This is a genomic window from Rhodococcus sp. AD45-ID, assembly GCF_003023755.1.
GTDB lineage: Bacteria > Actinomycetota > Actinomycetes > Mycobacteriales > Mycobacteriaceae > Rhodococcus_F > Rhodococcus_F globerula.
Genome location: NZ_PYHL01000001.1, coordinates 899,405 through 911,647 on the forward strand (window position 1 = coordinate 899,405; position 12,243 = coordinate 911,647).

At 61.5% G+C, this 12,243-nt stretch carries 9 protein-coding genes; 2 read left to right on the plus strand and 7 right to left on the minus strand.

What is annotated here, in order from left to right:
• Position 1 precedes the first annotated feature (1 nt).
• From C7T36_RS04025 to C7T36_RS04035, 3 genes are read right to left on the minus strand one after another with little or no spacing between them, the layout of a single operon-like run.
• Positions 2-1,165, minus strand: coding sequence for an acyl-CoA dehydrogenase family protein (locus C7T36_RS04025; protein WP_033236942.1), 1,164 nt, complete (start codon positions 1,163-1,165; stop codon positions 2-4).
• Positions 1,165-3,204, minus strand: a complete 2,040-nt coding sequence (locus C7T36_RS04030; RefSeq protein WP_045070856.1) for an acetyl/propionyl/methylcrotonyl-CoA carboxylase subunit alpha — start codon at positions 3,202-3,204, stop codon at positions 1,165-1,167. The genes C7T36_RS04025 and C7T36_RS04030 overlap by 1 nt, the downstream gene beginning before the upstream one ends.
• 3 nt (positions 3,205-3,207) lie before the next feature.
• Entirely contained in the window at positions 3,208-4,797 is a 1,590-nt protein-coding gene (locus tag C7T36_RS04035) for a carboxyl transferase domain-containing protein (protein WP_045070858.1), read from the minus strand.
• A gap of 98 nt (positions 4,798-4,895) precedes the next feature.
• On the opposite strand from C7T36_RS04035, the gene C7T36_RS04040 reads away from it, so the two are divergent.
• On the plus strand, positions 4,896-5,495 hold the full coding sequence (locus tag C7T36_RS04040) for a TetR/AcrR family transcriptional regulator (RefSeq protein ID WP_033236945.1): 600 nt from the start codon (positions 4,896-4,898) through the stop codon (positions 5,493-5,495).
• Positions 5,496-5,562: 67 nt separating this feature from the next.
• Complete coding sequence (locus tag C7T36_RS04045; protein ID WP_045071233.1) at positions 5,563-6,291, plus strand: GTP pyrophosphokinase family protein; 729 nt, start codon at positions 5,563-5,565, stop codon at positions 6,289-6,291.
• A gap of 83 nt (positions 6,292-6,374) precedes the next feature.
• Here the strand turns inward: C7T36_RS04045 and C7T36_RS04050 are convergent, their stop codons facing one another.
• The 4 genes from C7T36_RS04050 to C7T36_RS04065 form a co-directional block, all read right to left on the minus strand.
• Entirely contained in the window at positions 6,375-6,635 is a 261-nt protein-coding gene (locus C7T36_RS04050) for a GlsB/YeaQ/YmgE family stress response membrane protein (protein WP_045070861.1), read from the minus strand.
• Positions 6,636-7,001: 366 nt separating this feature from the next.
• On the minus strand, positions 7,002-8,366 hold the full coding sequence (locus C7T36_RS04055) for a PQQ-binding-like beta-propeller repeat protein (protein ID WP_045070864.1): 1,365 nt from the start codon (positions 8,364-8,366) through the stop codon (positions 7,002-7,004).
• Positions 8,363-9,793, minus strand: coding sequence for a hypothetical protein (locus C7T36_RS04060; protein ID WP_052683640.1), 1,431 nt, complete (start codon positions 9,791-9,793; stop codon positions 8,363-8,365). Before C7T36_RS04060 ends, C7T36_RS04055 begins: the two co-directional genes overlap by 4 nt.
• A 111-nt stretch (positions 9,794-9,904) precedes the next feature.
• On the minus strand, positions 9,905-12,139 hold the full coding sequence (locus tag C7T36_RS04065) for an MMPL family transporter (protein WP_045070865.1): 2,235 nt from the start codon (positions 12,137-12,139) through the stop codon (positions 9,905-9,907).
• Between the last annotated feature and the right edge of the window lie 104 nt (positions 12,140-12,243).

Here is a 12,243-nt window from a genome sequence, read left to right on the forward strand (position 1 = left end):
GTCACAACCCCGCCTCACGTGCGATGAGCATCAACTGCACCTCGGTAGTGCCTTCGCCGATCTCCAGAATCTTACTGTCACGGTAGTGCCGCGCGACTGCGTATTCGTTCATGAATCCGTATCCGCCGTGGATCTGGGTGGCGTCGCGGGCGTTATCCATGGCAGCTTCGGAGGAGATGAGCTTGGCGATGGATGCCTGCTTCTTGAACGGCTTGCCGGACAGCATCAATGCGGCCGCGTCGTAGTACGCGGTGCGGGCCACGTGGGCGCGAGCTTCCATGCGCGCGATCTTGAACGCGATGGCCTGGTTCTGACCGATGGGGCGCCCGAATGCCTCGCGCTCCTTCGCGTACTTGATCGACTCGTCGACGCAACCCTGGGCGGCACCGACGCTCAACGCCGAAATGGCGATGCGACCTTCGTCGAGAATGCGCAGGAAGTTCGCGTAACCGCGGCCACGCTCACCGAGCAGATTCTCTTCGGGGACACGGACATCCGCGAAGGTGAGCGGGTGGGTGTCGGACGCATTCCAGCCGACCTTGTTGTATGCAGGCTCAGCCGTGAATCCCGGCGTCGTGGTCGGCACCAGAATCGTCGAGATTTCCTTCTTGCCGCCGTCCTTGACACCCGTAACCGCGGTGACCGTCACGAGCTTCGTGATGTCGGTGCCCGAGTTGGTGATGAACTGCTTGTTGCCGTTGATGATCCACTCGCCGCTGTCGAACTTGGCGGTGGTCTTGGTTCCACCGGCGTCGCTACCGGCGCCAGGCTCGGTCAATCCGAAGGCGGCTAGCGACTTTCCGCTGGTGAGCTGCGGCAGCCACTCTTCCTTCTGCGCGTCGTTGCCAAATCGGTAGATCGGCATGGCGCCGAGGGACACTCCGGCTTCGAGAGTGATCGCGACACTCTGATCCACCTTGCCCAATTCCTCGAGCGCGAGGCACAGGGCAAAGTAGTCGCCGCCCATTCCGCCGTACTCCTCGGGGAACGGCAGACCGAACAGGCCCATCTCCGCCATCCCGGCAACAACCTCGTACGGGAAGGTGTGATTGGCGTCGTGCTCGGCGGCTACCGGCGCCACAACTGTCTTGGCGAAGTCCGCAACGGTCTTGGCCAACTGCTGGTACTCGTCCGGAAGCGCTCCGGTGGCAAGGTAATCGGACATCAGGCTTCTTCCTTCTGAGTCGTGTTCTCGGTGTCTTCTTCTGCAGTGTCTGCTTCGGCGGCGGGTACGACGCGGGCCAGAATCTGATCCACCATCACCTGATCGCCCTGACGGACAAGCACTTCCACGGTTCCGTCGATGGGCGAGGTCAGCGAGTGCTCCATCTTCATGGCCTCGACGACCACCAGTGACTGCCCCGCCGACACGGCTGCGCCGTTCTCGACGTTGACCGCGATCACCGCACCCGGCATCGGACTTGCGATTTCGGCGTCACCGGCGTGCGCGTCGTCGCCTCGAACGCTGACCTCGGCAACTTCGCGGACATGCCAGGTTCCGCCGCCGGCCAGCCACAGCCCACCCTCGGTCTCGGCCACGACAAACGTGCGCCGACGCCCGTCGATCACCACAGCCAGTTCCGATCCCGTCAAGCCGGCACTGAAAGCCTGCGGCTGCGAACCTTCGACCTCGACCTTTGCGTCTGTGGGAGTCCCGACTATCGACACATGCGCAATCCGGGTTCCGGCCGACAGGCGGATGCTGGTCGGAGCCGGAGTCCCCACGCGCCATCCGCTGGGAACGTCCCAAGGGTCTACCGATGCTGCAGCCGTCCACCGTGCCAGCCAGCGATAGGCCGCAGCGGCAATGAGGACCTCGTCCGTGGCGTCTGCCGCGACAAAGTCTTCAACCCGACGATCGAGCAGGCCGGTGTCGAGGTTGCCCGCGATCACATCCGGATCGGCAAGGAGGAAGCGTGCAAATTCGATGTTGGTGACCACGCCGAGAACCGCGGTGTCGCCGAGCGCACGATCGAGCTTGCGCAAAGCACCGGCGCGGTCGGAAGCGTGTGCGATGACCTTGCTGAGCATCGGGTCGTAGTCGCTGCCGACGACGGTTCCCTCGAGCAGGCCCGAATCGACGCGTACACCCGATCCCGACGGCTCGACGAGACCGACGACGCTGCCACCGGTCGGTAGGAATCCGCGTCCCGGATCTTCGGCGTACACGCGGGCTTCGATGGCGTGCCCGGTCAAGGTGATGTCGCTCTGCTCGAAAGCCAGCTTCTCCCCGGCCGCGACGCGTACCTGCCACTCGACCAGGTCGAGTCCGGTGACCATTTCGGTGACCGGGTGCTCGACCTGCAGTCGGGTGTTCATCTCCATGAAGAAGAACTCGTCCGGCTTGTCGGCCGAAACGATGAACTCGACGGTGCCGGCACCGGTGTAGTCGACGCTGCGAGCGGTATTGCACGCTGCTGCGCCGATGCGGTCGCGCGTCACCTGATCCAGCAGGGGTGACGGCGCCTCTTCGATGACCTTCTGGTGACGCCGCTGCAGGCTGCACTCACGCTCACCGAGGTGAACGACGTTGCCGTGCTGATCGGCGAGAACCTGGACCTCGATGTGCCGGGGCCGCAGGACAAATCGTTCGAGGAACAGCGTGTCGTCACCGAACGACGACGCGGCCTCGCGCCGAGCGCTGCGCAGCGCTTCCGCCAGATTGGCCGGATCTTCGACCAACCGCATCCCCTTACCGCCGCCGCCGGCCGACGGCTTGACGAGTACCGGGTAACCGATGTCCTCGGCTGCCGCGATCAGTTCTTCGTCGGTCAGATTCGGTCGCGCGATACCCGGAACCACCGGCACGTCGAAGGCTGCCACCGCGTTTTTTGCGGTGATCTTGTCGCCCATCACCTCGATGGCACGCTCGTTTGGCCCGAGGAACGCGATTCCGGCCGCAGCGCAGGCTGCCGAGAAAGCCGAATTCTCCGACAGGAAGCCGTAACCCGGGTGAATACCCTGGGCACCGGTGGCCTTGGCGGCGTCGATCACCTTGTCGATGACGAGGTAGCTCTCGCGTGCCGGTGCAGGCCCGATGTTGACGGCAGTATCGGCTTCTCGGACGTGGCGCGCATTGGCGTCGGCGTCGCTGTAGACGGCAACGCTGCGAATTCCCAACTCCCGCAACGTGCGAATCACACGAACAGCGATCTCACCACGGTTGGCAACGAGGACGGTATCTATGGTGCGAAGCTCAGTCATCTCTCACATCCTGAAGACGCCGTAGGAGACCGGCTCGATCGGCGCGTTTGCACACACCGAAAGAGCCAGGCCGAGAACAGTTCTGGTATCTGCCGGGTCGATCACGCCGTCGTCCCAGAGTCGAGCAGTGGAGTAGTACGGATTGCCCTGCGCCTCGTACTGCTCACGGATCGGCGCCTTGAACGCTTCTTCGTCGTCAGCCGACCACGGGTTACCAGCGCTGTCGAGCTGTTCGCTGCGAACTGTCGAGAGCACCGACGCGGCTTGCTCGCCGCCCATGACCGAGATGCGCGCGTTGGGCCACATCCACAGGAACCGAGGCGAATACGCGCGTCCACACATGGAGTAGTTGCCCGCGCCGTACGAACCGCCGATGACCACCGTCAGCTTCGGAACCCGTGCACACGCGACGGCCGTGACCATCTTGGCGCCGTGCTTGGCGATGCCGCCGGCCTCGTAATCGCGTCCCACCATGAAGCCGGCGATGTTCTGCAGGAACAACAGCGGAACACTGCGCTTGTCGCACAGTTCGATGAAATGTGCACCCTTCATGGCGGATTCGCCGAAGAGCACGCCGTTGTTGGCGATGATTCCGACCGGATGGCCCTCGATGTGGGCGAAACCGGTCACGAGCGTCTTGCCGTATTCAGCCTTGAACTCCTGGAACGCGCCACCGTCGACGAGCTTGGTGATCACCTCGTGAACGTCGTACGGTGTACGGGGATCGGTCGGGACAACATCGTAGAGTTCGCTCTGGTCGGCGACGGGCGGAACTGTCGAGATCACGTCCCACGGGCGCTCGGAGCGGGGGCCAAGTGTGGCAATGATGTTGCGCACGATCCGAAGTGCGTCGCGGTCGTCCTCGGCAAGATGGTCGGTGACGCCCGAGACCTTGGAGTGCAGGTCGCCGCCGCCAAGCTCCTCGGCTGTCACGATCTCGCCGGTCGCAGCCTTCACCAGCGGCGGTCCACCGAGGAAGATGGTGCCCTGATTACGAACGATGACTGCCTCGTCGCTCATTGCCGGTACGTAGGCGCCGCCGGCGGTGCACGAACCGAGAACTGCAGCGATCTGGGGAATCCCCTTGGCGCTCATAGTCGCCTGGTTGTAGAAGATCCGGCCGAAGTGTTCACGGTCCGGAAAGACTTCGTCCTGACGCGGCAGGAAGGCGCCACCGGAGTCGACCAGGTAGATGCAAGGAAGGTTGTTCTGCAACGCCACTTCCTGCGCACGCAGATGCTTCTTCACCGTCATCGGGTAGTACGTGCCACCCTTGACCGTTGCGTCGTTGGCCACGATGACACATTCGCGCCCCGACACCCGGCCGATTCCCGTGATCACGCCGGCACCGGGGCACTCGTCGTCGTACAGGCCGTTTGCGGCCAGCGGGGACAACTCCAGGAAGGGACTGCCCGGATCGAGCAGTGAATCCACCCGATCCCGGGGAAGCAGTTTCCCTCGACTGACGTGCCGATCCCTCGATTTCTGGTTGCCGCCGAGGGCGGCTTGAGCCAGTTTCTTCTTCAGTTCATCCACCAGAACGGTGTGATCGGATCGGTATCCCGACCCTTGCGTGATTCCACTGGGAGTCATCCCGCCGCCTTCGCCATGAGTTAATGCTCGATAACTGAAACTAGATTAACTATGATTAACTGAGTTGTCCAGGTCACACGCGAAGAAAGATCAAAAGAATGCCCTCTGAGCAGGTAACGGCTCCGACCCGGCGCGATCAGATGAAGGCAGATCGCAGACGTCAACTCCTCGGCGCCGCCGCACGCCTGATCGCCGAACGTGGATTCGTGAGCGTTCGACTCGAAGATCTCGGCGCCGCCGCCGGAATCAGCGGACCTGCCGTCTACCGGCACTTCCCCAACAAGGATGCCGTCCTGGTCGAACTACTCGTCGGGATCAGCACCCGGTTGTACGAGGGCGGTTCGGCCGCAACCGAGACAGCCGACTCCCCGACGTCAGCGCTCGACGCCCTCGTCGAGTTCCATCTCGACTTCGCACTCGGTGAACCGGACCTGATCCGCATCCAGGATCGCGACCTCGAAAGCCTGCCGGCCGACGCGAGACGGCAAGTCCGCCAGACGCAGCGCAAATACGTGGAACTGTGGGTCGGAGTCCTCGAACAGCTCGATCCGACACTCGACGAAGCCGATGCGCGAATCAAGGCCCACGCCACATTCGGCCTGATCAACTCAACTCCGCACAGCGCCAACCCGGCGTCGCCTGCCCGAACGCGCCGCGTTCTGCGCGCTATGACGCTCGCCGCACTACGCACGCCCTGAACCGGACACCGCAAAATCAGTGGCAGACTGGTTACACCAGCTAACAGATGAGGGTGCCGTGCCGAACGTGGAAGACAGTAGTGGAATCAGTCGAACAGATTTCGCCGAACTGCGAACCGAGTTCTCCCGATTCATGATGCTGTACCAATTCGGTATCGCCGAACTGATGACCAAGGTGAATATCCTCAAGGACGAGTTCACCCACATCAATCAGTACAGTCCCATCGAACACGTCGCATCTCGGGTGAAGACACCGGAGAGCATCATGCGCAAGGCCGAGCGACTCGGCATCCCGATCACCATCGAGGACATCTCGAAGAACATCTTCGACATCGCCGGCGTGCGCATTACCTGCAGCTTCATTTCCGACACCTATCGGATCGCCGAAATGCTCACCAGCCAGTCGGACCTGAGGGTGATCGAGCGCGAGGACTACATCGCCAACCCCAAGCCGAACGGCTACAAGAGTCTGCACCTCATAGTCGAAGTGCCCGTCTTCATGAGCGACCGCGTCTCTTACGTGCCGATCGAACTCCAGATCCGTACCATTGCAATGGATTTCTGGGCCAGTCTCGAGCACAAGATCTATTACAAGTACAACCGGGACGTGCCGGCCGAACTGCTCGACGAGCTCACCGAAGCCGCAGCCGCCGCACACCGTCTGGACGTCAAGATGGAGCGACTCAACGACGAGTTCGCCAAGATCAAAGCTCTCCCCCATCCCGACGACGAGAGCGTCGAACTCGAACTACCGACTCAGTTTCTCAATGCCCTGCGTCTACAGCGCGGGCTCTGATCACTGCCTAGACAGATTTCTGCCCAGGCAAAAGTGCGCCCTCCTCTATGGGGAGGGCGCACTTTTCAGACCAAGCGATATGCCTATTTCTTGCCCGTCACGGCGCTGTAGCCGAGGGACAGAACTGCAGCTGCCGCGATGCTGATGATCCAGCGAATCCAGTCGATTCCGTCGGTATCACCCTTGTCCGAGATGGCGCCCCAAACCCAGTATCCGATCAATGCACCGGCGACACCGAGGACGATGGTGATGATCATCCCGTACTGCTGCTTACCTGGCAGCACCAGGCGCGCAAGGATTCCGATTACTGCACCGAAAATAATGGTCCCGATGATCTGTCCCATGACAGCCCCTCTCACATGTCGTGCATGCGTGCGGCCGAAAAATCTCCGCCCAGTCGAACAATAACCACAGTCACAGGTAACAGTCGCCTGTTGTCCAAATTATTGTCCGAGATGCAACCTGAAATACACGGCCGCCAGATGCGACCGACACACAGCGCACTACACGTGGCGACTCATCAGCAATACACACTACGATGCCCTGGAACACTGAAGAAGTTCGATTCCCACCCTGCCGTACACTCTGCAGTTATCTTGTCGCAATCCACCGTCACCGGTGTGAGCGCCGCCAGGAATTCCACCGCTCTAGGAGGAGGAGATTGATCCCTTCACCGGAAAGAGCATTTCCGGCGCCGCAGGCCGGTGCACTTACGAGCGCTTCAACGCAGTGATGCGGTCCTCACTCGAGCGCAACAGCACCCGCTCTCCTCCCCACAACTCGCGCGGTTGCACCCAGGTGCCAACACCATCGTCTCCATCCGGTTCCACGCGAACCTCCCAGGTGCGCTGACCCGTTCGCGGATTCACTCCGTACACAATTCCTTCGTCTACGACGAGATCACCGTCCCACAGAATCTCGCCGGTACGTTCGGTACGGGTATCCCACAGGACCTCCCCGTTGGACAGATCAACGAACCGGATCGTACCGTCGGCGCTCGTCACAGCAACCACATCTCCGATCACCGCCAAGGATTGCGCAGAACCGAGCACCTCCTGGTTGGTCCACAGCTTCTCTCCGGTCTTTCTGTCGAAACCGCTGTCCCCCAGAATAATCGGAGTCGAATCCCCGGCAAGTTGGTCACGGCTGTAACGCAAACTGAAATACGATCCCGATCCGGAAGACACGAAATCCGTACTGGCAAATTCGTGCCCGTACTGATCAATTGCGTACGCTCTTGTCACCTGCCCATCGTTCTGGCAATCACGTTCTAAAACCAAAGTGACACCGTCAGAGGATGTGTGCGTGGTCGAGCACGTGGTGTAGCCGTACAACCACCGTTGATCGCCGGTCTCCGGATCGAAACCCAGAGTCTCGTCGAGGGAAATCAGGCCCAGATCGCCGCGCACCGACATCACCGGCTCGACGTAGCCGGATTCCCACGATCCGCCGACGTCGAATGCCTTGGACCAGTTGGCTTCCGGATCGTCGACACTTCCACTGTGGACACGAACGTCGTTGCTCTCGATATCACCTTCGAGGGCCAGGACGTCATCGCCCGAGACAACCGCGATGATCGGTGACCACGGCGTGACAACGTCTCGACGCTCGCCGCTCTCGATGTCGAAAACCGAGTACGCGGCGGCAGAGACATACGGCCCGGAGTAGCAGAGCAGCGAACCGTCCAGCAATGCCGGAGAACACCCACCGATATCGACGGCCGACGCGCGCCAGCGCACCGAGCCGTCTTCGGCATCGAGCGCAACGAGTTCCGCGTCGTCGAGGGAGTACGACTGCCGGTCCGGCATACCTGCCATTGTCACCACTATCGAGCCCGCGTCGATGAATCCGCCCATCTCCATGTTGAATTCGGTTCCGCCGAGCGGGCTGCGAAAGACTGCGAACTCCCGTCCGAGAACGTCGGCGGCGTCGACGGTCCACAGCGGCGCCCCGACGTCAACGGAATGGGCGCGGTTCCCGGCATCGATCACGGTAACCACTGCTGCGGCAACGGTGACTATCGCGGCAGCTGCCGCGATGCGCAGACGTGCCCGCGAGGAAAGCCCCTCGGTCATCGAATCTCCAGCCCGTCGATCGTTGCGAGAAATTCCAATTGCTCATATGTCATCGGCATGTTCGGCGACGCTGCCGACGAACGAACCGACACCCGCGTTCCATTGGGCTGTGTCAGAGTTACCGACCGACTCTGTTCACTCGTTGCCTCGCGAGTGCTTTCACCATTCACCATCGGCATGACCGAGTAATGACGCTCGTCGCGCACGATCACAGCGCCGTCCTCGGCGGTCACCACCGATTTCGGATGCCCGTCGTACGAAGGGTCGTACTTGTTCGGCGCCTTGGGAAGTGGCTGCCCGCTGGTGATCGAAATAGTCAGATCCGACTCGTTGCCGCCCGATCGCGCTACAAGATCCTGACAGGCAGTCGTGGTGTCGCTCTCGGCCAGAACCAATCTCCCGAGCGCAGGTTCGAGAACTGGCATTCCGGGAGGTGCCGCACGCCAACCTGATTGGAGAGCTCTTCCCAGCTCGTCGACGGTGCCACGATCCAGCTTCCGCCCGGACGGGTCGAGTGTCGATCCTTGGCAACCGGGCTGGATAGGTGCCGTACCGGTTGGAACCGGCGCCGTAATGCGCAGTTGCGGAAGGCTGACCAAAGCGATCAGTTCTTCGACGGTCAACGGAACGACTCCACTGATCTCGACCCCGGGGCTACCGGCATAGACCCCGTCGGTCGCGCTCGCCTGGATGAAGGTTTTATCCGCGCCGTACAGAAGCGCTGAACGCGACAGGGTGCGAACGCCGTTGGTTTCGCTCCACGTGTCCTGCGCGTCCACGACAGAACCGTCAGCGAGGGTGCGGCGCTCGACGAGCGAGCCGGCAATACACGGGGGAACCGGGCCCGTATGGGACGTCACCCGGATGTCGAGTGCTCCGGCCTTTCCGTCCCGTACCAGCGTCGCGGATGCCGTCGTATCCGCCATCTCCTCGAGTGAGAACCCCTCTGGCAGTTCGGACGACTCCGACGGAACGTGGAGGGGCCCGAAGTTCAACGATCGTTCCGGGCTTGCGAACTCGATCTCGGCGACAGCCGGCAGCGACCGCTGGACGGCTTCGGACATCACCGTTGCCTTGGGCGCGGAGAACCACGGGAACCGTGGATCGTCGTAGGTTTGTGCCCCGGTCGACCAGTACGAGATCGATGACAAGCCGTCGCCAGGCGACTCGACGCTGGTGCATCCCGGGATACTCGTCGGGTACACCACCGTTGGTGTTACGTAGGTGTACTCCGAATTCTCCTCGGCCTGCGTCTCCTCGGTCGACTGCGTCGTTCCGACGGACGACGCAGTCAGTTCACCGGAGTCCGAACCGCTCCATCGATCGACTACTCCGGCAAAGACGATGCCGCCGGCCATCAACGAGACCACCGTGAGCGCGACCGTCCACTTTTCGGTCCGATCGGAACCGGAATTCTTGTCGGCCACCAGCCCTCGCAGTTTCCTCAGGGCACGCCAGGCAGGCGTTGCCTCTCCCCGGACCTGTCGCGGCGGCACCGACTTTTGTTACCAACCGGATGGTTTCCATTGGAGAAGTCATTACACCCCGACAGGCACCGGATCTGCGTCTGGATCCTGTTCGATCGGGATGAGCCGGATCGCTTCGCCCTCGATATCGACGTTGGGCAGGATCTTGTCGAGCCAGGCCGGCAGCTTCCACGCCGAGTCTCCGAGAATCGACATGACCGCGGGAATCACGATCATGCGAATGATGAAGGCGTCGAAGAAGACTGCAGCAGCAAGTCCGAAGCCCATCATCTTGCTGGTGGTTTCCGACGACAACATGAACGCGCCGAACACCGAGATCATGATGATCGCCGCTGACGCGACCACTCGCGCACCGTGGGTGTACCCCGAGATGATGGCGTCCTTTGCCGACAATCCGTGTACGTACTCCTCACGCATTCGAGTCACGAGGAATACCTGGTAATCCATCGCCAGACCGAAGACCACACCGATCATGAAGATCGGCAGGAAAGAGATGATCGGTTGGGTGTGCTGGATCAACCCGAATGCGCCCTCTTGGAAGATCGCCACCGTGGCACCGAACGTGGCGCAGATGGAGAACAGGAATCCGAGAGTTGCAGTCAGCGGAACCAGGATCGAACGGAAGACGACCATCATGATGATGAACGCCAGCCCGACGACCACAATCAGATACGGAATGAGGGCGGAACTGAGTTTCGACGACATGTCGGCAACAATCGCCGTCTGACCCGCGACGCCAAGTTCAGCGCCCTCGGCTTTCACCGTCGACCCGTATTCGCGGATCTGATCCATCAACTCGTGTGTTTCGGGACCGCTCGGCGATAGCTGCGGAGTTACGGCGATCAGGGCGGAGTTTGCCCCAACGGTTGGGTTGGCCGCGTCCGGGCCGTTGCCGGTCCACATCAGGAGATCCGGCGTGGCGACGTTGTCCAGACCCTTGATGTACGCAATCGTCTTGGCTGCGACGGGCGTGATGTCTGTCCCTTCGGGAGAGTCGAGCACAACGAACAACTTGCCGTTGACACCCTCACCGAAACCTCGCTGCATCAGCGCGAGTGCCGGTTGCTCCTCGTCCTGAGTGAAGGACAGCCCGAGCTCGAGTTTTGTCATCGGAATCGCGGCGATCACCAGCAGAACCAACGCAATGCCGGCGATAGGCCACGGGTACTTGGTGACCACTTTCGCCCACCGGTGCCCGTTCGATTCCATCGATTCGGGCTCGTCTCCGTGACGCAGGCCGGGGATGCGCGGCGAGAAGGCAAAGCGGCCGAACACCCCGAGAACAGCCGGGATCAACGTGATCGCGCCCAACACCGCGATAATCACGGCGATCGCAGCCGAGATTCCCATCTGGGTGATCATCGGTACACCCACCACGGCCAGCGCTGCCAAGGCAACCACAACGGTCAGGCCGGCAAAAACGACGGAGGAGCCGGCAGTGCCCACCGCACGACCGACTGCTGCCTCCCTACTACCACCCAGATTGAGTTCACTGCGGTACCGCGAGACGATGAACAGCGCGTAGTCGATCGAGACGGCAATGCCGATCATCGTCACGATGCCCGTGACACCCTCGTTGATGTCGAAGAATCCCGCCCCGAGCGTCACGGTCAGCGTTGCGAGTGCGATGCCGAGTATCGCGGTGAACAGCGGAATGAACGCCGCGATCAGTGCACCGAAGGCCACGATCATGACGATGAACGCCACCGCGAAGCCAAGCATCTCCGACAATCCGCCAGCAGTCTGGACCTGCATCAACGAACCGGTGCCCTCGACTTGCAAACCGCCGGTACGGAACTTGGCCATCAGATCGAGGAAAGCCGTCTTGTTGGCCTGCGTCTGATCCTCGATGCGGATCGACTGGTTGAGCTGGATCAACCCCACCTTGCCGTCGTCGCCCAGTACGGCACTGGCAAGCGCCGGTTCAGCCGCCGCGAGGGCGACCGGATTGACGATCGTTTCGGGATCAACGATGTCCGGGAGAGTCTTTGCCTGCGCGATCAATTGGTCGATCTGATCACTGTGCGCAGCAAGTCCGTCGTCGGCCGCGACAAGAATGCTGGTGGATGCCTTACTTTGTTGCTCTGCCGCAGCCGCAAAATTCTCGTTCATCAGCTCGGTGGCACGCTGGGAATCCGTGCCGGGAAGATTGAATTCTTTCGAGAACGTCGGGCTGGTAGCGCCGATCGCGCCGCCGACAATCGCGATGACGATCACCCACGTTGCCAACACAAGGTACTTGTGACGGAATGCAAACTTCCCAAGCCTGTACAAATAGGTAGCCAACGTAAGCCTCTCTCGCCGTGGACTCTCGGTGCCACGTCATACGGTACGGTCCGATTCGCGTTATGGCACTAGATATTTGCCAAGAAGCCCCCACGAAAGGCATC